Here is a 22,429-nt window from a genome sequence, read left to right as displayed (position 1 = left end):
CGGATCGATTATTTGTAAAGGCAATGTCAAGATTTAGTAATCAATGAAATCGTTTTATTTCAATCGAGCTAAAGAGATTTTATTTCTCCGCAGTCGTGCGGTAGCTATGCCTGAAGGATATCATTTTCTATGGATCGCGTTGTCATTGCACACACGTCTCTCGGCAGTGGTTTATTATTTAAATCCATGTCTGGAAGAGAAATATTATCAGGCTGTTATGAATTCAACATTGAATTACTCAGCACTGACAATTCAATTGATATCAAAGGACTATTAGGCCAACCGCTTACATTGGAATTGCGGCCCAATCCGTTCACAACTCGCTATCTCAGCGGCATTGTTACGCGTATGGATTTTGTGGGTCATGAGCCGCATCTAGAGCAATATTACGTTTACCGGGCAACGGTACGCCCGAACCTTTGGTACTTGACGCAAAACTATGGTTTTCGTATCTGGGAGAACAAATCAGTCAAAGAAATTATCACCGCGCTGCTCGGTGAATTTAATATCACCTTTGAAGATAAACTCAGTGGCACTTACCGCGTATGGGAATACTGCGTTCAATATCAGGAGTCTATATTCGAATTTATCAGCCGTCTGATGGAACATGAAGGGATGTACTTTTACTTTACACATCAGATGGATAGCCAAACTCTTGTGCTAGCAGACTCGCCCACCGCCCATGAGCCGTTTACCGGTTATTCAACCATCGAATATCATCAGGCGAGCAGCGGACTCTACGTCAATGAAGAGAGCATTGATACTTGGCATGTCACCGAATCTATCAGCCCGAGTATGTATCGACATGATGATTATAATTACCTGAAATCAGACGCTGATCTCTCGTCTACCGGCCAAATAAGTCAATCTCAGGCGGGCAACACGGCAACGCGTACAGAATGGCCGGGGCACTACGCCGAGCCAGCTGATGGCACCCAATATACAAAAATCAGGCAGCAGGAATATGTCGCCCTTCAGGCTAAAAACTACGGTGAAGGTGATGCATTTGGTCTTGCGCCGGGGTACACCTTTACGCTGTCAAAAGCCCCGCGCGCCAGTGATGAGGGTAAGGAGTTCCTGATAACCGAGGTAACCTACACGCTGACTGAAAACAGCTACGCCACCAACGACGAAGACACCAACGAGCATCGCTTCGTATTTTCAGTCATCCCGGCCACCGTCAACTACCGCTCTCAGCGCGTAACGTCCTGGCCGCGCACCAATGGTCCGCAGACGGCTATGGTGGTTAAGGATCCCGGCACGGGTGATGAAACAATTTCAACCGACCAATACGGTCGGGTGAAAGTGAAATTTCTCTGGTACAAACCTGAAAACGAGCAAGAGCTTTACTCCTGCTGGCTGCGCGTTTCCAGCGCCTGGGCCGGAAATCAGTACGGCAGCTATCAGGTTCCACGCGTTGGCGAAGAGGTAATCGTTGATTTTATTAACGGCGATCCGCATGCACCTTTAATCATTGGCCGTGTTTTCAATAATTTGCACACACTACCGATCGCGGTAACCTCCAGCGATGGCACAGAGGCGGTCGCCGGTGAATGGTCAGAAACTAAATCAGGCATCTGGAGTCGTAGCAAGGGCAGCACGGAAGTCACTAACGGCAGTTATCTCTATTTCGACGACGCCGAAGGCGAAGAAACCCTGGATCTTCATTCGCAAAAAAACCTCAACGTCTCCGCCAAAGACAATGTAAAACTCTATTCCGCCTCCACCAGCGATGAAGCAATCAAAATTTGGTCGCCGGGCAAAATTGAGATAACCAGTGACGATACCGTTTCGGTAACGGCACCGACCACCAATCACACCTCCCGCGGGTCATATTGGGTGACAACCGGCGCCAGTTTCTCCGCCACCGGCATTGGCCTGTCGGTCAATGGCCTCAACGGTACGATTAATTCCATTTCATCTGTGACCGCAACAACCAGCGATTTTGGTATTAAGGGTGTCGCCATGGGTTACACCTATCTGTCACGCACCAAAACAATTGTCGATTATAAGTCCGACACCAAACGTTTTACCCAAGTCCCATTTTATCAAATTCGCACCATGCTGATGTCGATTAATTCAGGTGCCATGCCGGCAGAGGGTGAATCATCAGCACTGACTGAAATACAGTCAAAAATTAAAGATCTCAAAGACAAGCAGGCTTACCGCAAAGACAAAACCAAGCTTGATAAAAAGGACGCGCGCAAGAAAGACAGCGATGCTGAAACAAAATTCAAAGACGAAGGCGGTCAGGCCACCAAGCCCGAATCGCCACCTGCCGAACCTGAACCGGGCCCTGCGGGTCCGAAAGGAGACCAAGGTGACAAAGGCGATAAGGGCGATAAGGGCGACCAAGGTGACAAAGGCGATAAAGGCGATAAGGGCGATAAGGGCGATAAGGGCGACCAAGGTGACAAAGGCGATAAAGGCGACAAAGGCGATAAGGGAGACAAAGGTAACAAAGGGAATAAGGGCAATAAAGGTACTCGGGGAAATAGATAGCGCTATTTCTTGCTCGGGTTAACCCGCACTTTGCAGGTAATTTATGAAAATTATAAAACCTTTGCGTCTGGGATTGATTCAGCGTCCCTACCGCTGGCAACGTCAGCATCATCTGGGTATTTCCGTTTTAGCACTGGCCGATATGAGCGCAACGCCCAAGCTGCGGCCGGATCAGGAGCTGTGGCAGCTTGCTGCCCAAGAGCTAAAATCCAGCGGTGGCGTGCTAGATTATGGCTTACCTAAGTCAAACGCCGAGTTTCTGGCGACCGGTTTTGCCTGGCCTGACACGAAATTAGGGGTGAAAAATCAGTCAATCGCAAGAATTAATTTGGCTGAGCTGAGCAAAGCGCTCCACGTTAGTGGCGACCGTTATTGGCAGGATGATAAAGCCTCCACGCCTCAACCGTTTGAGAGTATTCCTCTTGACTGGGCGCATACCTTTGGCGGTCATGCTTATGTAGAAAACCCGCAACGCCTGCCAAATGTGGAACACATTTCGCACCGTGTTCAACAACCGCAAGACACTTCCACTCCTGCAAGCTTTGATGCACTGCCGCTCTCAGAACCCCGCCGCGCAAGGCTGATGGGGCAAGAGTATGACCAGGAGTGGCAGCAGCACGAGTATCCAGGTTTTGCGCGCGACATCGACTGGCGCGCTTTTAACAACGCCGAGAGCGATCAGTGGTTTGAGCAGCCCGAGCTTCCGGCGGGCGCGGCGTGGTCGATTGAAAATATGCACCCGCATTTTCCTCGGCTGGAAGGTAATCTGCCGCTGTGGCAAGCCCGTTGTTTTATGCAACGCCAGCGCCAAGGCGAGGTGCTGTTTGAGGAGATTATACTGCGGCACACTACGGTGCATTTCTTCCCGCATCGGCAACAGATGGTGTTGATTTGGCACGGCAGCGCACGAATTAACCAAGATGATGCTGCAGACGTGCTGACCCTGATGCCTGCTCTCGAGCAGCGCGGGCAGGCGCGCTCGACCAACCATTATCGCAAGGTATTGCAACAGCGCACCGAGGCCGAGCATGCGATTTTGCTGAGCTACCGTGAAAAGGATCTACTGCCCGAAAGCGCTATCGGCGCTTGGGGTGACATGGAGTTACCGCTGCAGCAAAGCCCGATGAAAGACAATATTCTCAATCGTGAAAATGTTATCAGAGAACAACAGCGAGAAAGGCTGCTGCAACAAGGCATGGACATCGACCAATTAGTGCCGGTGTCGCAAAGACCGGGTCCGAGGCAGAACGAAGACTTATACGATTACATCATGCGCCTGGAGCATGAGGCCGAACAGAGTCAGCAGCGGCTTGAGTCCATGTATGATGAAGCGCTCGACCGCGCCGAGCACGTGCTTCCTGACCATCAAGACCTGCCGGGCGGCGCAGAAAATTACCATCATCAGCAGCAGATGTTGCAAAGGAATCGTCTACTGCTCGGCGTCAGCGATAAAAAATTTGCCCAGAGCACATCGGCTATTTATCAGACTTATCAGCTGTCGGCACAGCATCAAAATGCACCGAGACGTCCACTTCCTGCTCAATCACTGCGGCTGCGCCAGCGAGTACAGGCGATCATGAACGACGATGGCGATTTCAGCGGACAGGATTTTACCGCCGCTGACCTTTCGGATATGGACCTGCGGGGTGCCGATTTTTCTTCGGCGCTGCTTGAGAACGTTGATTTTAGCCACTGCCTTCTTGATGAAGCAGATTTTCGCCATGCCGTGCTAGTACGCGTTGAACTGCATCATACTTCTGCGAAATCGGCGCTGTTTGATGGGGCTAATCTCTCGCTGGCGCAGTGTGTTAACACTGACTTCTCAGGCGCAAGTCTGCAAGATATTCAGTTAGAAGATGCCCTGCTTGAACATTGTATTTTCGACCGCGCGCTGCTTAAGGATTTAATGATTAATCAGGCCACACTGGCCCACTGCCGCTTTCATGAGAGTGCGATAGACCAGTGTTTGTTTATGCAGTTAACGCTCGACGACTTAGATTTTAGCGGCGCCACGCTGAAGCAAACCTCGTTTGTTGAGTGCGAAATTAGCGGATTGAACTTGCAAAAAACTACCCTCAGCGGCGTCACCTTGGTCACTTGCACGGCTCCCAAGGTCAATTTCCACGCCGCTCGTCTGAATCAGTGCGCCTTCGTCTCAGGCACAACGCTGCTGGCGGCCTATTTTCGCCAGGCGCAATTAGTCGAATGCAACCTGCGTCAGCTAGTCCTGACTGAAGCCGATTTTTCTCAGGCGAGTCTGCACAATTGCGACTTTAGCGAAGCGACGTTGCACAACGCAAAAATGCAATGGGTGACGGCGAGCGAGTGCCTGTTTATTCGTACTGACTTTCGCGGCGCAGCGCTAACCGACAGCACACTGATTGGCGCACTAATGCAAAAAAGTATACTCACCGACTGTGACCTTCGCGGCTGCAACCTGTTTCGCGCCGACCTGTCGCAGTCGGTTAGTGAAGGCGGTACCCTGTTTGATGATGCTTATACCGATGGCATAAAAACGCTGCCGCGCCGCGACAAGGAGCAGGTATGAAGCTTTACAGCGCAGCGAGTCTGGTGCAGGCCATCAAGCAAGGCGAAATTATTGAAAATGCACAGTTGGACGCCCTGTCCCTCATCGGACTTGACCTCTCGGGCGGCTGTTTTATCGACATCAATTTTACCGCTGCCAATTTCATTGGCTGTAATTTGCACGATACGCAATTTAGCGAGTGCACGTTAAACGGCGCCATATTTAGCACGGCGAACCTGAAGGAAACACTGTTTAACCAGTGCAGCATGACAGGTGCAAACTTTGCTGAATGCGTTTTTCAGGACTGTCTGTTTAACCAATGTCAGCTTGAGGAAGGTGATTTTGATTCCTCAATTCACTTAAATACTCAGTTCAACGAGGGTTCATTGGAAGAAAGTCGTTTCAATTTTGCCTGCTTAGAGAAAAGCGGATTTATTGATACGTCAGTGCGTGGGGCCGATTTTAGCGACGTTGATTGCCAGCAAGGCACCTTCATGAATCTGGACTTTCGCACCACCCCCCTCCGAGACAGCACGTTTGTGCGCAGCGTGTTCTTTCGCTGTGATCATCGTGAAAATGTTTACAGCGGACAGGACTTTACCGGCTGCCAGTTTACCGAGAATAAACTCGACCAGGTTGATTTCTCACATGCCACGCTGGCCCAGTGCAACTTTAGCCAAGCCTCATTACAACAGGCGAACTTGTGTGACGTCAACGCCGCACAGGCTCTGTTTCCCGGTGCCAATCTACGTGAAGCCGTATGCCAGCGCGGACAGTTTAGTCAGGCTGTCTTTTCCGCCGCCGTGCTGACCGGCAGTGACTTTAGCGACGCCCGGTTGTTTCAGGCGGTCATGCAAAACTGCCAGGCCCGCGGGGCGCGTTTTAATCACTGCGAGCTGGGCAACAGCGATTTTTCAAATGCCGACGTCAGTAAGGCCGATTTTCGCGAGGCGCATTTCATTCGCAGCCGCTTTCACCGCGCCCAACAGGACGAGGCACAGTTCTCATCGCGAAGCGGCATTATTGAAAAAGATGAAGCCCTTTTTGCCGCACAGGACTGGCGCAGTAGCCGTGCGTCGAACAACATCACAAGGTAATTGCCATGAGTCTTGCCGTTAAACAACCTTTTGTCTCCCCTGCCTTGCCGGCCCAAACCTCAGGGCAAGTGCGGGAGATAAAGCCCGATGGTTCGGTGCTGGTGCACAGCGAAGGTCGTGGCTGGATTTGCCAGCGCGCCGCAAGCTGCCTGCTCGCGCCACAAATCGATGACAGCGTGCTGCTCGCCAACTGCGGCGAACAGCTTTGGCTGCTGGCGATACTAACTCGCGCCGATAAGCAGCAACCGGCGGTGATAAGCGTTGAAGGCTCGCTACATATTGCGTCTTCCGACACGCTGTCGCTGAGCAGTCGGCAGTTTGTTCTCAACGCCGAAGAGGGCGAGTGCCAGGTCGGCAATATGAACTACCGAGGCAAAACTCTTTCCGCTTGGGTCAACGTCAGCCGTGTGATGGGAAAATGCTGTGAAACTGTGTGGCAAAGTATGACTCAAATCAGCCATCGCCTGCTGCGAAAAACCACGCAGCTTGAGCAGGTACGCGCGGGCCAGCTCGACGTCAGAGTCGAACAATTTACTCGCATGCACGCTCACACCACCCTCATCTCCAGCAAAACGCTGACCAAGGTTGATGCCAAACAGATACATATGGGCTGAAATTTGGCTCGGTGAGTCAAGTACAGCCCTTTTGGGGAAAACAGGAGCCATTATGTTTGCCAACTGCCAGTGCGGCGGTACTGATCAGGCGTTGCCCGACGTCTGTAAAACCCCAGTACCCGTTACTTTTACCAACATCGCCTTGGGCAGCACCGCTATACCGCGCGCTAACAATATTCTGATCGAGAATATGCCCGCACATAACTTGATGACTCTTACGCCTATCACCAACGGTGATGAAGCCGGTACAGACGGCGGCGTGATATCCAGCACTTTTATGGGTCCTTCGCGTCATACCACCGGTTCGGTCACCGTGCTGATACAGGGTTCACCGGTCACGCGCATGACCAGTACAACACTGCAAAATTCGACCAATGCCGTCGGCGCGCGTATTACGCCAAGTCAGCATATTTTAATGATTCTTGCCACTTGAAACCGCCAGACTACACATTAATGTAAGAGAGGGATTTTTGAAAAAAATCATAAGCTTGTCTTTACTCTTTGCGCTGGCAGGTTGCCAGGCACCCACCGACGACACAATTATCAGCAGCAAAATCAGCGGCATGACCTTGACCTATCGTCACATTGTTCAACCTCCTACAACCTTTACGCCGCTTAATCTCGACTATCGCACGCTGTACACCACGTCGGTAATGAGCAGCCCGGGCTACCAAGGCAAGTTAATTAAATACATTGCTAATGGCGAACACATTGAGGTGCTGGGCATTGCCGAAAGCGACTGGCTGGCTGTTTCCGACCGGGCAGATCATCAACTTATTGGTTATGCGCCACTCAAATCAGCAGTAAAAAGTGACCTGTATGACGGTGTTGTGGCCCAACATCGGCAGCACGTGGCGCAAAAGCAGTGCGTGAAGGTAGACGGCGGAAGTCAGGCCTGTCGTAAGGGAAGCTCGGCTACCTGGGTTATTAAATAGTTATCAGGGCGGTAATGATGATCAAACTCTCCGTTGGCGCACGCTTGGCTGGTGCGCTGCTGCCCTTGCTGCTGGCAGGCTGCATGTCATCTTCGCACGAGGTGCCCGCCAATTATCGGCTGCAAATGGACACCACAGCGGCCACCAACGCCGGTGCCCCACTCAAAGTTCGCGTGCTGTTGCTTAAATCCGATGCCGACTTTATGTCCGCCGATTTTTACTCGCTGCAAACTCAAGCCACCAACTTGCTGGGCAGCAACCTGCTCGACACCGGTCAGTTTTTCCTGACGCAGGGCCAACCAATGCACACGCTAACCGGTCAGCCACCGCTGGACGCGCACTATCTCGGTATTATCGCCGAATATCAGAGCATCAACGGCAAAAAGTGGCGAATATCTCTGCCACTGCCGCAACCCAAAAGCACCAATTTCTATAAGTTCTGGCAAATCTCGGCCGACGAAATGAAGGCACACGTTATTGCCACCGGCAGTGGTTTAAGCATTCAGCAAGACAAAAACTAATCCTGATTGATGGAAGGTCGAATGAAAACAGCAGATAAGGTGATATGGACCGAAGGGATGTTTTTGCGCCCCCACCATTTTCAACAATCAGAACGCTGGCTTGAGGCCTACAGCCGCAGCTGGGGAAAAATACAAACGCCCTATTACTGGGGATTCATGTCACTTGAGCTTGACGCCTCACTGCTGCAACAGGGCAAGCTGGCTATCAATACCGCCACTGGCATCATGCCCGATGGCACCCCGTTTACTATTACTGGCGCTGAGAATGGCCCCGCACCGCTCGCGCTGCCCGAGAATCAGAGCGACGTCAACGTGGTTCTGGCACTACCGGAGTGCCGCAGCGGCCGTAATGAAGTCATTTTTAATGAATCAGCTGATTCACTGGCACGCCTGGTAACCTTTGAAAACGAGGTCGATGACCTCAATGCCTCATCGGTGGGTACCGCAGCCATGCAGTTTGGCAAACTGCGCTTTCGTTTGATGCTTGAAAGCGACCTGAATGCAGAATGGACGGCGGTTGGCGTCGCGCGCATCAGCGGACGTCACACCGACCGCGCCTTGAAACTTGACCCACAGTTTATTCCCCCGGTGCTCAATACTCAGGCTGCGCCGCAGATAACTGCCTTTATTAATGATTTACACGGCGTGCTCAACCAGCGCAGCGAACAAATGAGCCAGCGGCTGCAGCAGGCCGGTCGTGGCGGAAATTCGGAAATGATCGACTTCATGCTGCTGGCGCTTATCAATCGTCACATCGGACAAATTACGCACGGTCGTCATCTGCCTCAGCTGCATCCCGAGCGCCTGTTCAGTGAATGGTTGCAATTTGCCACCGAGCTTTCTACCTGGTCGGCAACCCGTACGCCAGGCGATACCCTGCCGGTTTATGACCATGACAATCTGGCCTGGAGTTTTGGCAAATTAATGATTCATCTCCGTCAAGGGCTGTCGTTGGTCATGGAAGAAAATGCGCAGCAGCTGACGCTGACCGAGCGCTCACACGGGCTGTTTGTCGCCACCGTTTCCGACGTCAACATGATCCGCGAACTCGGCTTTGTGCTGGCAGTGCGTGCCGACGTGTCCAGCGAAACATTAATGACTCACTTCCCGGCACAGATGAAGATTGCACCGGTGACCCGCATCCGTGACCTGGTTCAGCTCCAATTGCCGGGGATCACGCTGCGCGCCATGCCTGCTGCCCCGCGCCAGATCCCCTGGCACGCCGGCTATCTCTATTTTGAGCTGGAAAAAAGCGGCGATCTCTGGCGGCAAATGGAAAAATCTGAAGCTTTTGCCCTGCATCTGGCCGGAGATTTCCCCGGACTGGACATGCAACTTTGGGCTTTGCGCAATCTGCGCGTCTGAATAGGACTTTCACATTTTCATGACACAGCCAAACGCTATGACAAACGGTTCGGACACTGACGCCGCCGCACCACTCAATGCCGGAATTAATCCCCTGGTCTCGGTGGCAAATCCGCTGCTTAACGCGATTCCACACATTCGCCATTCGGCTACCCACGACAGCCCCGATACCCTGCGCGGCCAGTTGATCGACGAGGTACGCCGCTTCGAAGTGCGCTGCCAGCAGGCACGTCTGCCGTATGAAGTGATTATTGGCGCGCGCTATTGTTTGTGCACTGCGCTCGATGAAGCGGCGTCGCTCACGCCGTGGGGCAGTCGTAACGTTTGGCCGCGCAGCGGTTTGCTGGTGACCTTCCACAATGAAACCTGGGGCGGCGAGAAGTTTTTTCAACTGCTGGCCAAGCTTTCACAAAATCCGCAGGAGCACATTTACCTGCTTGAACTGATCAATGTTTGCCTACTGCTGGGCTTTGAGGGGCGCTATCGGATACTGGAAAACGGCCGCTCCCAGCTTGAAACGATGAAGCAGCGGCTGCTACAGGTTATCCGTACGGTGCGCGGTGGCTATGCGCCTCCCCTTTCTGGGCAGCCGACCGACGAGCCGGTGCAGCAAAAACTCTGGCGACCGCTTATCCCGGTGTGGGCCTGGGCAGCGCTGATGGCGCTTATAGGCTGCCTGTTCTACATCGGCCTTAATCTGCGGCTGGGGCAGTTCACCAGCCCGGTGCTTTCGGCTATTTATCAAATTAATCTGCCGCAAATTGATATCCCGCATCCGGCGAAGCCGCTGGAAACGCCGCTCGATTTGCGCCGATTCTTGAGTAAAGAAATTGCCCAAGGGCTGGTTACCGTGCGTGACGAGTCGGATAAAAGCGTGGTTATCCTGCGCGGCGATGGCCTGTTTGATTCAGCCTCCACCAATGTCCACCTACAGTATTTACCGGTTATTGAACGTATTGCACAGGCGATGGACAACGTCAGCGGGCAAATTCTTATCACCGGTTACACGGATAACGTCCCCATTAAAAGCCACCGCTTCAGCTCCAACTATGAGCTGTCGCTGGCGCGTGCGCAGTCGGTTCAGCAATTGCTGGGCGGCAACCTTAACAACCCGAGCCGCATTCGCGCCGAGGGGCGTGGTGAAAACGACCCGCTCGCGCCCAACACCACGGCCGACAACCGCGCCCGCAATCGCCGGGTAGAAATAACGCTAATGGTGGCACCAAAACAAACTCAGACCGAACTGAATAGTTTGCGATAAGGAAATTTCCCGCAATGTTGAGAACTTTATTATCCATTATCACCAGCAGGCTATTGTGGGGTTTTGTCGGCATTACGGCGATTTGCGTCATGGTCTGGAGCATCGGTCCGCTGGTATCGATTGGCGATTACCGTCCGCTGGAGTCCGAATTCAATCGCTTTGCTGCCGTACTGGTGCTTTATCTGCTGTGGCTGAGCTTTCGCCTGGTGCCGCGCCTGTGGCGTTCGTGGCAGAACCGTCGTTTGGTCAGAAGGCTTGAGTCAAGCCATAACGCGCCGGAAGAAGCGGCCCCGATTGAAGACAATCCTGAACAGAAGCTGCTTGCTGAACGCTTTAGCGAAGCGACCCAATTACTGAAAAAAGCCCGTTTTGTGGATCCTAAAGCGCGTAAATGGCCGATGTGGATGCAGTATTTCAGCCGCCAATATCTCTATCAGCTGCCGTGGTACATCATCATTGGCGCACCGGGCGCGGGTAAAACAACGGCGCTGGTCAACTCGGGTCTGCACTTCCCGTTGGCCGAACGCTTTGGTAAAACGGCACTGCGTGGCATAGGCGGAACCCGCAACTGTGACTGGTGGTTTACCGACGAGGCCATTTTGCTCGACACCGCGGGTCGCTACACCACGCAGGAAAGTCAGCACGAACAGGATGCGGGAGAGTGGCGCAGCTTTATGTCGCTGCTTAAAAAATACCGCGCGCGGCAGCCCATTAACGGCGTAATGGTTACCGTCAGCGTGGCCGATTTGCTCAGCGAGTCGGAACAGGCTCGCCATGCGCAAGCCACCGCGCTGCGTCAACGCTTGCTCGAACTGCACGAACAACTGGGCATTCAGTTTCCGGTTTACATCATGGTCACCAAAAGTGACTTGCTCAAAGGTTTTACCGCCTACTTTTCCGAGTTTAATAAAGAACAGCGTGACCAGATTTGGGGTTTCACCTGGCCGTGGCGCGACAGTGAGTTAAATCTGCCACAGGCATTTGACCAGCAATTTTCCCGTCTGCATCAGCGCCTGAACGACGGCCTGTCCGACATTATGATTGTTGAGCACGATAGCCAAAAACGCGCCGAAAGCTATCTGTTTCCGCAGGAGTTTCTGTCATTGCAACCGGTGCTGAAGCAGTATCTCGGCGTACTGTTTGCCGGTTCTGGATTTGAACGTCCACTGCGGCCACGCGGCGTTTACTTCACCAGCGCAACCCAGGAAGGCCTGCCATTTGACCGAGTGATGGCCCAACTCAATCGCGCCTTGAACCTCCCGCCTCTGGCGAGCGATACGCGGGGCAATGACTGGCAGAACCTTGATGCAGACAACCCTATTCCTGCCGCGCATGGCAGGAGTTTCTTTCTGCAGGGGCTGCTGAAAAAGGTGATTTTTCAGGAATCAGGACTGGCAGGCAGCAATCGCTGGTGGGAAGTGCGCAATCGCCTGTTTAACTGGGTGGGATACGGTCTGATGACCCTGCTTTTACTGATTGCCGTGGCCTGGTGGCTGCTAAGCTATCATCATAACAAACAGTATCTTGCCGAGGTGCAGGCTAAGGTTCTGCCAGTGGAAACACAAAGCGCGCTGCCGCCGCCGCTGAGCCAGAGCGATATTTACACGCTGCAGCCGCTGTTAAGCCGTTTGGTAGATCTGCCGGAAACGCCGAAAATCGACGTCAATTCCCCGCCCTATTCTTGGCAGGCCGGGCTTTATCGCGGTGACCCAGTAATTGACGCCTCGCAATCGCTGTATCAAAAAGCCCTCAAACAGCTGCTGTTGCCGATTGTCGCCCAGCAAGTCACCGGCTGGCTACGCAGCGACGACGGCAGCGATGTGGATTACAGCTATGAGGCGCTGAAAGCCTACCAAATGCTGTACAGGCCAAAACAGTACGACGGCAAGCTGCTGCGTACCTGGATTATGCTCAATCTCCAGCGCCAACTGCCCGCAGGCGTAACGCAGGAGCAGTTGAAACAGATTGATTATCACTTGGCACAGTTGCTGGACGAGCAAATCAACACGTCCCCGTTTGAACGTGACGACGCGTTGATACTGCGCGAGCAAAATGTGATTAATCGCGCACCGGTTGCGCAGCGGGTTTATGGCCGACTCAAGCGCCTGCTGCTGTCCAATGACACTGGTATTGTCACGCTGGTTGACCTCGGAGGACCTCAAACCGAGCTGGCCTTCTCACGCAAGAGCGGCCAACCCATTACCAACGGTATTCCCACGCTGTTTACGCCAAAGGGTTACTGGGACGGCTTTAATAAAAGCATCGACAGCGTGACCGCCAGCATTCGCCAGGATGACGTCTGGGTACTTAATCGCCAGGGGGATTCAGTGGGGCAAAAAGAGATGGAAGACACCGTGCGCCGTCTTTACATGGACGACTTTATCGCGCATTGGGACGCGCTGCTCGGCGATATTCAACTCAATCACATTGCAGACCTCAGCCAGCGCATAAACACCGCGCGCATGCTGTCCGGGCGCACCTCGCCAATGCGTAATCTAATGATTAACGTTAGTCGAAACGTCACGCTGGAACGGGCCGAAAAGAAAAGCACGCAGGGGATGATTGAGAAAGGCAGCGCGATGTTTACCAATACCGCCACGCAAACATTACAGGCGCTGTTTCGCGCCAGAAAGGCTGCGCAGGACGGTAACCTGGAGGATCCCGAACAGCGCGTAATGGCCCATTTTGCGCCCATCATTGAGCAAGCACAGTTCAGCGATGAGAAAAGCAAAACCATTCCTTTCGACGAGCAGTTAAAAGACATCGACGATCTGTATAGCTATCTCACGGCGGTGCAAGACGCCTCTAACAGTGGCATGCAGGCACCTTTGGGCGACGTAATTTCAAGAATGCAGGCCGATGCGGGTCGAGAGCCGGAGCCGTTTCGCTCCATGCTGCTCTCGCTGGCGGTCGGTGCCAGCAGCGACACACAGCGCCGCGACATGGTCAACGTGCAAAAACGCAGCAGTGTTGAGGTGGGCAGTTTCTGCCGCCAGGCTATCGCCGGTCGCTATCCGCTGGTGCACAGCGCATCGGTCGACGTTACGCCCGACGATCTGGCCCGCATGTTTGCGCCCGGAACCGGTCTGATGGACACCTTTTTTCGTGAGAATCTGGCCAATAAGGTGGACACCACTCACGCCAGTTGGCGATTTGCACCGGGCGTAGACGGTAAAAGCCTGCCGGGCAGCGAGTCAGTTTTACGCCCCTTTCAGCAGGCACAGGTGATCCGCGACGCATTTTTTGCCAACGGTTCAACCACCCCGGCATATCGGGTCACTATCACGCCAGTCAGCATGGATAACAACATCCTTAATTTGACGCTGGACGTTGACGGACAACTGTTGCGCTACAGCCACGGCCCACAAACGCCGCAGGTGGTGAGTTGGCCGGGTCCTGGGCAAACCGGACAGGTGCGAATGCAGCTCGGGTTAACCGACGGCACCACCGATACGCTCTCGACCTCCGGCCCGTGGGCGCTTAATCGCCTGTTCGGCAAGGCCAGACTGTCACCGGGTAACACCAGCCTCAGTCATCTGGCGAGATTCAGCATCGGCGGGCGACAGGTGGTACTGGAATACACCGCCAACAGCATTCGTAACCCCCTCCAGCTTCCGGGCTTTAGCTGTCCCTGAGGCCTGAAAGGAAACAAGATGATGCAACCTTCTTCACCCGACAGGCTCGTGCCCGGCTGGTATGGAAAACTTCCCGGCAACGGCGACTTTTTGCGTCGCCGCCTGCCGGACGCGCTAGTCAACAGCTGGTCACACTGGTTTCAGTCCGGCATAGCCTGGCAGAAACAGCAGCCAGCCACTGGCGTACCGGTCACTCAGTTTGCGATGGCTCCGGTGTGGAATTTTATTGTTCCGGCGACGCTTGGCGGACAGTACATTCAGATGGGATGCCTGCTGCCCGCGCAGGACAGAGTCGGCCGGCAGTATCCCATCTGCGCCATGAATCTGCTGACGCTGGAAGAGTGGCATCCGCTGCAGCTCAGAACCGCCGGTCTGTGGTATCGCCAACTGGGCATGACGCTCAATGCAGCGGTGAATCAGCGCAGTACTGCCGACCAGCTTGACCAGTCATTGCTGCGCATGCTGCCGCTTGAAAAGCCCGACACCCGCGAGCTTTCGGATATTTTTGACGTTATTGGCTATCGCGATATCCCAAGCTCACTCAACTGGCCGCAGGTTGAGGACTATTTCAATCCGTCGCAGTACACCAGCTTTTGGTGGACGAATCAAAGTGACGGCAGCCCGCTGTTTACCCACGTTCACAGCGGTAATTTCACCACGCGTCTTTTTTCTCTGCTGTTTCAGTCGGCAAACGCCAGACACACCGGGCACAACGGCCTATATCCGCCGATGTTTGAATAACGCCCCTCACTTTACGTTTACAGGCAGGTCTGTGGATGAATATCGAACCCCTGCTGGCACCCGTCAGCGATGAGCACCCCTGCGGGGAAAATCTGGAATACGACGCCGAATTTATGGCCTTTGAACGGTCCTGCGAAGGGAAGGCAGAGCAGCAGTTCGGCAAAACTATTATTCCCGCCGAGGCGGCGGACTGGCGTCTGGTTGAAAAACAGGGCCAGGCACTGCTGATGAGAACCAAGGATTTGCGAATAATTTTACCCCTCACTGAAGCATGGACCCATCTCAATGGCCTTGAAGGGTTTGATGCCGGTCTGCGATTAGTGACCGGCGTCAGTGAAAAATATTGGCCGCAACTCTTTCCGGAACTGGAATTTGACGGCGAAGCAGATCCGCTGCTGCGCATCAACGCACTGGCCAGCCTGAGCGAACAATCGTCGCTGATGGCGGCGCTGCGGCAGGCAAAATTGTTCAAAAGCGCCAGCGGCGAAATAAGTTTTCGTGACGCTACTGCCCTGATTGACGGCAGCAAAAGCGAGTGCGCCAGTTACCCCGGTGGCCTGGCTCGACTTCAGCAGGAGTTGTCTGAGGGAGAAAACGACGCCGTTCAACTGCTGCTGAGTATCGACAGCCATTTGCATCAGTTGCATCACGACGTAACCGAGCATTTTGGCGAAAGCGGTATGCCTGATTTGTCGGCACTTTTTAGAAACCTCTCGGCATTGTTACAAGCTTATCGCCAGAGTCTGCAGGAGGCGCAGGACCTGCATGCAGCCCAACAATCAAGCGCTGAAAATCTGCAACCTGCGACGGCTGCTGCGCTAATAAAAGCGCCCGAAACCGACTGGCGACAGGTGCAGCTCACCTCAAAAGAGGACGCCCAGCTGATGCTGGAAAAGGTTAAACAGTATTTTCGTCACTACGAGCCCAGCCATCCGGCACCGATGATGCTTGAACGCGTCGAGCGGCTTATACAACTCGATTTTCTGGAAATTATTCGTGAACTGGCACCGGATGCCGTCAATCAACTGAAAGGGGTGTTGGGTCGTACAGACGCTTAAATTCAGCCTTGCAGACAAATTTTAAAACGCAGTGCATTTACTTGATGGAGATACCCGATGGCCAATTTTCCCGGCACAAAAAAAGCCCGTAGCGGGCAGAAATTCATTGCCCGTAATCGTGCACCGCGCGTGCAGATAGAGTATGACGTTGAGATTTACGGATCCGAACGCAAAATTCAGATCCCGTTTGTCATGGGCGTGATGGCGGACTTAGTGGGCCAATCGCAACAGGACCAAATGCCGATTGAGGAGCGCAAGTTTCTTGAAATCGATATCGACAACTTTGATGAGCGCATGAAGTCCCTACAGCCACACATCGCCTATCACGTGGATAACACCTTGACGGGAAAAGGAATGTTGGGTGTAGATCTCACGTTTAACAGTATGGAAGATTTTTCACCCGACGCTATCGTTCGCCGCGTTGAACCTCTTGACCAACTGCTCGATGCCCGCACCCAGCTGTCAAACCTGCTCTCCTATATGGACGGCAAAAACGGCGCTGAAGAGTTGATTTCAGAAATCCTCAAAAACCCCACCCTGCTTAAATCGCTGACCGCCGCCGCTAAACCGGCAAACAACGTAGAAGAAGAGAGCAGCACGGAGAAAAATCATGAGTAATTCATCAACCCAATCCCTTGAGCAGCAAACCCGACAAGCGGGTTTTTCGCAGGATGAATTCAGTGCGTTGCTGAATAAAGAGTTCAAACCCAAAACAGATTCTGCCCGTGATGCCATAGAAAACGCGGTAAAAACGCTCGCCGAGCAGGCGCTGCAAAACACTGTGCCGGTTTCAACCGACGCTTACCGCACTATCCAGGCATTGATTGCTGAAATAGACCTCAAGCTTTCTCAGCAGGTGAATCAGATAATGCACCACGAGTCTTTCCAGAAGCTCGAGGGCGCATGGCGTGGCCTGCATTATTTGGTCAACAATACTGAAACCGATGAGATGTTGAAGATTCGCGTCATGAATATCAGCAAGAAAGAGCTGGGGCGCAATCTGAAACGCCATAAAGGCATCGGCTGGGATCAGGGGCCGTTGTTTAAGAAAGTGTATGAAGAAGAGTATGGCCAGTTTGGCGGCGAGCCGTTTGGCTGTCTGATTGGTGATTATTACTTCGACCACAGCCCGCAGGATGTCGAAATGCTGGGTGAAATAGCCAAAATTAGCGCCGCGGCGCACTGTCCATTTATTGCAGGCGCGTCGCCGAATGCGCTGCAAATGGAAAGTTGGCAGGAGTTGGCCAATCCGCGCGACCTGACCAAAATATTCCAGAATACCGAATATGCGGCGTGGCGAACGCTGCGCGAAACCGAGGATACGCGTTATCTCGGCCTGGTGATGCCGCGTTTTCTCTCCCGTCTGCCTTACGGAATTCGCACCAATCCGGTCGACAGTTTTGACTTTGAAGAAGACACCGAAGGGGCCACGCATAAAAATTACACCTGGGCCAACTCGGCCTACGCCATGGGCGCCAACATCAATCGCTCCTTTAAAGAGTTTGGCTGGTGTACCTCGATTCGCGGCGTGGAGTCCGGCGGCTCGGTTGAGAATCTTCCCTGCCACGTGTTTCCAAGCGACGACGGCGGTGTAGACATGAAGTGTCCGACTGAAATCGCCATCAGCGATCGCCGTGAAGCCGAGTTGGCGAAAAATGGTTTTATTCCGCTGATTCACCGCAAAAACTCAGACTTTGCCGCCTTCATCGGTGCACAGTCGCTGCAAAAGCCGGAGGAATATTACGACGCAGATGCCAGCGCCAACGCTCAACTGGCGGCTCGACTGCCTTACCTGTTCGCCTGCTGCCGCTTCGCACACTATTTGAAATGCATCGTGCGCGACAAAATTGGTTCTTTCCACGAGCGTCAGGACATGGAGCGCTGGTTAAATGAGTGGATCGTTCACTACGTGGACGGTGATCCGGCAAACTCATCGCAGCAAACTAAATCGCGTAAGCCACTGGCCGATGCACAAATCCAGGTCGAAGAGATTGAAGATAATCCGGGTTACTACTCGGCTAAATTCTTCCTGCGTCCGCACTATCAGCTCGAAGGGCTGACGGTTTCACTACGCCTGGTATCAAAACTGCCCTCGCTTAAACAAAAGCAGGCATAACGTTTCATTGTTTTCACTTTCTTGCCCCCCTTCTTTATTAGTCGTTTACACATTTAATGATGGAGTTTTTCAATTATGGCTATTTCAATGTTCTTGCAGGTTAGCGGCGTTACGGGCGAATCAAAAGATTCAAACCACACCGGATGGTCCGATATTTTATCTTTCTCGTGGGGAGCGAACCAGCCCAACAATATGAACGTCGGCGGCGGCGGCGGCGCCGGTAAGGTTTACTTCAACGACCTGCACGTCAATGCGTTGATCGACAAAGCCACGCCAAGCCTGATGAAATACTGTGCCAACGGCGAACATATTCCCACCATTACCCTTTCCGTCTGCAAAGCGGGGGGCAATCAGGTGGAATATACCCAAATTGTTTTGACCCAGGTTCTGGTGACAGCCGTCCAATATATCGGTGCCCACACTGACGACACGGTCGGCATTAACTACTCCTTCCAGGCCGCGTCGGTCAAGAGCGAGTACTGGGTACAGCTGGACACCGGTGGTCAAGGTGCATCAACCGAATTCACCTGGGACATCAAACAGAACACCGGTTCTTAATTACCCCCTCCATCCTGGCCTTCCCCCGCTCAAAAAGCGGGAGAAGGCTGTGTTGTTCCACTGCCTCAGGTTGCGACTATGCGATTTACTCTCGTAAAAAGTAAAAATGGCGTTCAGCCACCACAAACCAGCTGCGACTTTGCCCCACCCGGCGGCACGATTGGGCGCAGCGAGGACAATAATTTCACCTTACCTGATGAAAATCGGGCCATTTCACGTTTGCAGGCGTTGGTGCACATTTCTGCAGAGGGTGAATGCCGCCTGACCAACCGTGGCAACGTGATTAACGTCGAGTTCAACGGTATTCCGCTGGAACGTGGCCGTCAGGTTGAACTGCAGGACGGAGACCAGCTCGGCATTGGCGACTATGTCATTGCCGTTTCCTCGTTACAGCAGAATACGGCGCTGCACGCCGAGCCTGTAAAACCCGCCAGTGCGATGCCGTCAAACCTGTCATCTGGCACGGCAACCGCGATCCCCGGTGAGATATGGGACAGCCTGGCCGACGAATTTTTCGTTACGAAACCGGCTGAAACGCAGGAACACGCCGCGGCCCAAGCGCGCAAAGACAAGGATAATCCGCTGACCGAATTGACCCGTGAAGAGCTGAATCCGGTCGATCCTCTCTCTCAAATTCACAATCCCGCCAGTTTACATCAGCTCAATAAACGAGAGACTGACCCAACGCGCTTGTTTACCGCCGACAGCCCGTTCGAGCAGGAACATATTCTTAAAAATTCGACGCCAAGCACGCTGCTGGCGCAGGATGCTTTGCCGCCTAAATCCGACCCCGCGCAACAGCAGGAGATAGACCCGCTGGCGCTGTTCGGCGGCGCCCCCTCTTCTTCTGAAAACAATGATCTGTTTGGATTGATGGTCGATAATGCCCAGCCGCTTACGCCGCCGGAGCATTTTCAGGCCGCACCCGACGAGCCGGAATTTACCCCAGCGGCGCAGATAAAACCGCAACCGGCGGCGGTTGAACCGATTGACGAGGCTTCGCTCACCTCGCTGCAACCAGAAGCCCCACCTTCTCCGTCGGAAGAGAAAATCGCGCCGCAGCCCTCGCTTTCGGCCGGTCGAATGAGCATCGACCCGGTTTCATATCAACGCCAGCCCGCCCGTCAAAATAGTCACGACAATGCCATGCTGGAAGGCAACCTGCTGCAGGGCTTGCTGGAGGGCATCGGCCTTAACGAGATGCATAACCAGCCGGAATTTGGTGAGAATCAGCTGCGTCTGCTGGGGCAAGTGGTCAGCCTTTTTTCACAGGGTACAGTGGCCCTGCTGTCGTCGCGCTCAATGCTTAAACGCGGCGTGAAAGCAGAAATGACCATGATCCTCGACGAAGCCAATAACCCGTTCAAACTGCTGCCGTCGGGAAAAACGGTGCTGATGCAGATGTTTGGCACGCAAATGCCGGGCTTTATGCAGCCAGAACAGGCAGTGCGTGACGCGCTGATTGATTTACAGGCCCACCAGCTTGGCATGATCGCCGGTATCAGGGCGATTATTGCCGCCATGCTGCAGTCGTTCAACCCGGAGCTGCTAGAAACCAAGGCGCGGGAAGAGGGCCAACTCCCGCGCCTTGCGCTGTCGACTAAGCGCAAAGCGGCGCTGTGGGACTACTTCATTAAAAATTATCAAAAAACGTCGGGAGAAATTGAGGATGATTTTCACACCCTGTTTGGGGAAGCCTTCCTGCACGCCTACGACGTTGAAGTGGACCAGTACAAAGACCTGCAAACCCAACAGGGAAAATAATGAATATTACTTTTGCATCAACGACTAATCAGGGCATTCGCGACAGTAATCAGGACTGCATTGGCGAAGTGGTAGGCGATCGTTCGGCCTGCTTCGTCGTGTGTGACGGCATTGCCGGAATTCCTGGTGGAGACGTGGCGGCAAAAATAGCCTGTGACACGCTGGTTAACCACTTCAAGGGCGAAGATCATCTTGATGCGCAGCATATTCCTCAGCATATTGGCCGCGCCAATCAGGCCATCCTTAATGCACAGCGGCAAAATGACGCGCTCAAAAACATGGGCACCACGTTGGTTAGCCTGTTTATTGACCGCGATTATCGGCTGTCCTATTGGGCCCACGCCGGTGACAGCCGGCTTTATGCCTTTCGCCGTGGGTATCTGATGGAGCACACTCGCGACCACAGTCTGGTGCAGCAAATGAAAGACGCCGGTTATCAGACGCAGGGCGTTAACAGTAATCTGCTCTATTTTGCGCTGGGCATGCACGAGCAGCGCGAAGCCAGCTACAGCGATGTGCTTGCCCTTGAGGATGGCGACGTTTTTTTGCTGTGCACCGATGGATTCTGGCACGACCTCAGCACTGACGAAATGGAACAGACCCTGCGCATGGTCAACTCGCCTCAAGAATGGCTGGTACTGATGCTTGAAATCCTCAAGCGTTCTGAAAAAAAAGACAATTTCAGCGCCGTTGCCGTTTGGGTCGGCAATCCTCAAGACACGACCCTGTTGCATTCGCTGAGCGACGCGCAGCGCATTTTGTTCGCCCCTGAAAAATAGGCGAGAGAAATTATGAAAGTATGGATTTGGCCCTTGTGCCTGCTTGGGCTGTCTTCTGCGGCCTGGGGGCAGGATTATCGCATTGCCTGGTCGCCCGGCACTAAACAGGCGGCCTACCTCGACGACGTTAAAAGCCCGCTCGCCAGCAGTTGGTGCGCGCCTGCGCTGCCGCTGCGCGTGGTGAGTCAAAAAAAGTTTGATGCAGCCGCGCTAGAAGATTTTCTGCCCGCCGTCGGTGAATTGATGCACAAAGAGTGTCGCAGGCTAATAACCCTTCATTGGCAGGCTGTGGATGCCAAAGGGCAGCTTCAGCAGAAAGGTACTGCACTGAGTAAAAATGGCTGGAAGGTGGTTGCCGACCAAGCGAAAACCCCCGCCTTGGCTCCTGAGAACGCTGCCCCCACACCTGCTGTCCTGCCGTCTCCCCAGGCGGCCGACGCTACGCCGGTCAGCGTCTTCGACACGCCCGATGCCTGTCATTTTCGAACCTATTGGGGCAATGCATCCTCTGCACAGTTTTTCCCCAGCGGGCAAAAAACGCTGCACTGTGACGCGCAAAAATGGCTCAACGGCAGTGCCGAGGCGCTGCTGTACGTTAGCGGCTATCCGCTGCTTGACCTGCCCGCCGATGCGCAAAAAAAGGGGATGTCAGTGGTCAGCGCCAATAATCAGCGGCTGATCCTCGCCAATGCAACGGCCAACAACAGCTGGCTGATCCTGCCCTTCGACAGCGCCGCCCGTGCGTGGCGATTCAACGGGAAAATGGCCATTCTACATCAGGCGGGTACAGACAGTCCGTCGCTGAAAACCCTGAGTCAACAGTGGGGATTAACCGGCACGAGCATCCCGCTCAACGCCGTCACCGTCGAAAAACTGCATCCTGAATGGCGCAATCCCGCCGCAGATACGCTGGCTAAGGCCATTCAGGCTGACGGTAAATAATCCATTTACTCCGC

The 22,429-nt window shown here is 53.6% G+C and carries 18 protein-coding genes; all 18 read left to right on the top strand.

The window, feature by feature from the left end; genetic code table 11:
• Positions 1 to 129: 129 nt before the first annotated feature.
• The 18 genes from GA565_RS11395 to GA565_RS11310 all read left to right on the top strand — a co-directional run bounded on the left by GA565_RS11395 (position 130) and on the right by GA565_RS11310 (position 22,415).
• Positions 130 to 2,502, top strand: a complete 2,373-nt coding sequence (locus GA565_RS11395; RefSeq protein ID WP_152198548.1) for a type VI secretion system Vgr family protein — start codon at positions 130 to 132, stop codon at positions 2,500 to 2,502.
• Positions 2,503 to 2,545: 43 nt separating this feature from the next.
• A complete protein-coding gene (locus tag GA565_RS11390) occupies positions 2,546 to 5,050 on the top strand; it encodes a DUF2169 domain-containing protein (RefSeq protein WP_152198547.1) in 2,505 nt (834 codons plus the stop codon).
• Complete coding sequence (locus tag GA565_RS11385) at positions 5,047 to 6,126, top strand: pentapeptide repeat-containing protein (RefSeq protein WP_152198546.1); 1,080 nt, start codon at positions 5,047 to 5,049, stop codon at positions 6,124 to 6,126. The genes GA565_RS11390 and GA565_RS11385 overlap by 4 nt, the downstream gene beginning before the upstream one ends.
• 5 nt (positions 6,127 to 6,131) lie before the next feature.
• Positions 6,132 to 6,740: a DUF3540 domain-containing protein gene (locus GA565_RS11380; protein WP_152198545.1), complete on the top strand. Its 609-nt coding sequence runs from the start codon at positions 6,132 to 6,134 to the stop codon at positions 6,738 to 6,740.
• A 52-nt stretch (positions 6,741 to 6,792) separates the two neighbouring features.
• A complete protein-coding gene (locus tag GA565_RS11375) occupies positions 6,793 to 7,173 on the top strand; it encodes a DUF4150 domain-containing protein (RefSeq protein WP_152198544.1) in 381 nt (126 codons plus the stop codon).
• A 37-nt stretch (positions 7,174 to 7,210) separates the two neighbouring features.
• Positions 7,211 to 7,675 (top strand): SH3 domain-containing protein, encoded by a 465-nt coding sequence (locus GA565_RS11370; RefSeq protein ID WP_152198543.1) that lies wholly within the window; start codon positions 7,211 to 7,213, stop codon positions 7,673 to 7,675.
• 17 nt (positions 7,676 to 7,692) lie between these two features.
• On the top strand, positions 7,693 to 8,196 hold the full coding sequence (gene tssJ, locus GA565_RS11365) for a type VI secretion system lipoprotein TssJ (protein WP_152201440.1): 504 nt from the start codon (positions 7,693 to 7,695) through the stop codon (positions 8,194 to 8,196).
• 21 nt (positions 8,197 to 8,217) lie between these two features.
• Complete coding sequence (gene tssK / locus GA565_RS11360) at positions 8,218 to 9,561, top strand: type VI secretion system baseplate subunit TssK (RefSeq protein ID WP_152198542.1); 1,344 nt, start codon at positions 8,218 to 8,220, stop codon at positions 9,559 to 9,561.
• 19 nt (positions 9,562 to 9,580) lie between these two features.
• Entirely contained in the window at positions 9,581 to 10,822 is a 1,242-nt protein-coding gene (locus GA565_RS11355) for a DotU family type VI secretion system protein (RefSeq protein WP_226950951.1), read from the top strand.
• A 14-nt stretch (positions 10,823 to 10,836) separates the two neighbouring features.
• On the top strand, positions 10,837 to 14,457 hold the full coding sequence (tssM, locus tag GA565_RS11350; protein WP_152198541.1) for a type VI secretion system membrane subunit TssM: 3,621 nt from the start codon (positions 10,837 to 10,839) through the stop codon (positions 14,455 to 14,457).
• Positions 14,458 to 14,475: 18 nt separating this feature from the next.
• A complete protein-coding gene (gene tagF, locus GA565_RS11345) occupies positions 14,476 to 15,198 on the top strand; it encodes a type VI secretion system-associated protein TagF (RefSeq protein ID WP_152198540.1) in 723 nt (240 codons plus the stop codon).
• Between the two features lie 35 nt (positions 15,199 to 15,233).
• The gene (gene tssA, locus GA565_RS11340) at positions 15,234 to 16,256 is read left to right on the top strand and encodes a type VI secretion system protein TssA (RefSeq protein WP_152198539.1); all 1,023 of its coding nucleotides are present in this window, start codon (positions 15,234 to 15,236) and stop codon (positions 16,254 to 16,256) included.
• A 57-nt stretch (positions 16,257 to 16,313) separates the two neighbouring features.
• Positions 16,314 to 16,874, top strand: coding sequence for a type VI secretion system contractile sheath small subunit (gene tssB, locus GA565_RS11335; protein WP_152198538.1), 561 nt, complete (start codon positions 16,314 to 16,316; stop codon positions 16,872 to 16,874).
• Positions 16,867 to 18,372: a type VI secretion system contractile sheath large subunit gene (gene tssC / locus GA565_RS11330; protein WP_152198537.1), complete on the top strand. Its 1,506-nt coding sequence runs from the start codon at positions 16,867 to 16,869 to the stop codon at positions 18,370 to 18,372. Before tssB ends, tssC begins: the two co-directional genes overlap by 8 nt.
• 75 nt (positions 18,373 to 18,447) lie before the next feature.
• Complete coding sequence (locus GA565_RS11325) at positions 18,448 to 18,930, top strand: type VI secretion system tube protein Hcp (RefSeq protein ID WP_055771301.1); 483 nt, start codon at positions 18,448 to 18,450, stop codon at positions 18,928 to 18,930.
• Positions 18,931 to 19,008: 78 nt separating this feature from the next.
• Complete coding sequence (tagH, locus tag GA565_RS11320; RefSeq protein ID WP_152198536.1) at positions 19,009 to 20,694, top strand: type VI secretion system-associated FHA domain protein TagH; 1,686 nt, start codon at positions 19,009 to 19,011, stop codon at positions 20,692 to 20,694.
• Positions 20,694 to 21,473 carry a PP2C family serine/threonine-protein phosphatase gene (locus GA565_RS11315; RefSeq protein WP_152198535.1) on the top strand — a complete coding sequence of 260 codons (780 nt, stop codon included), beginning with the start codon at positions 20,694 to 20,696 and terminating at the stop codon, positions 21,471 to 21,473. The genes tagH and GA565_RS11315 overlap by 1 nt, the downstream gene beginning before the upstream one ends.
• A gap of 12 nt (positions 21,474 to 21,485) precedes the next feature.
• Complete coding sequence (locus GA565_RS11310) at positions 21,486 to 22,415, top strand: type VI secretion system-associated protein (RefSeq protein ID WP_152198534.1); 930 nt, start codon at positions 21,486 to 21,488, stop codon at positions 22,413 to 22,415.
• The last annotated feature ends 14 nt before the right edge of the window (positions 22,416 to 22,429 follow it).

Source organism: Rouxiella sp. S1S-2, from assembly GCF_009208105.1.
Lineage (GTDB): Bacteria > Pseudomonadota > Gammaproteobacteria > Enterobacterales > Enterobacteriaceae > Rouxiella.
This window is presented reverse-complemented; position numbering and strand designations above follow the sequence as displayed.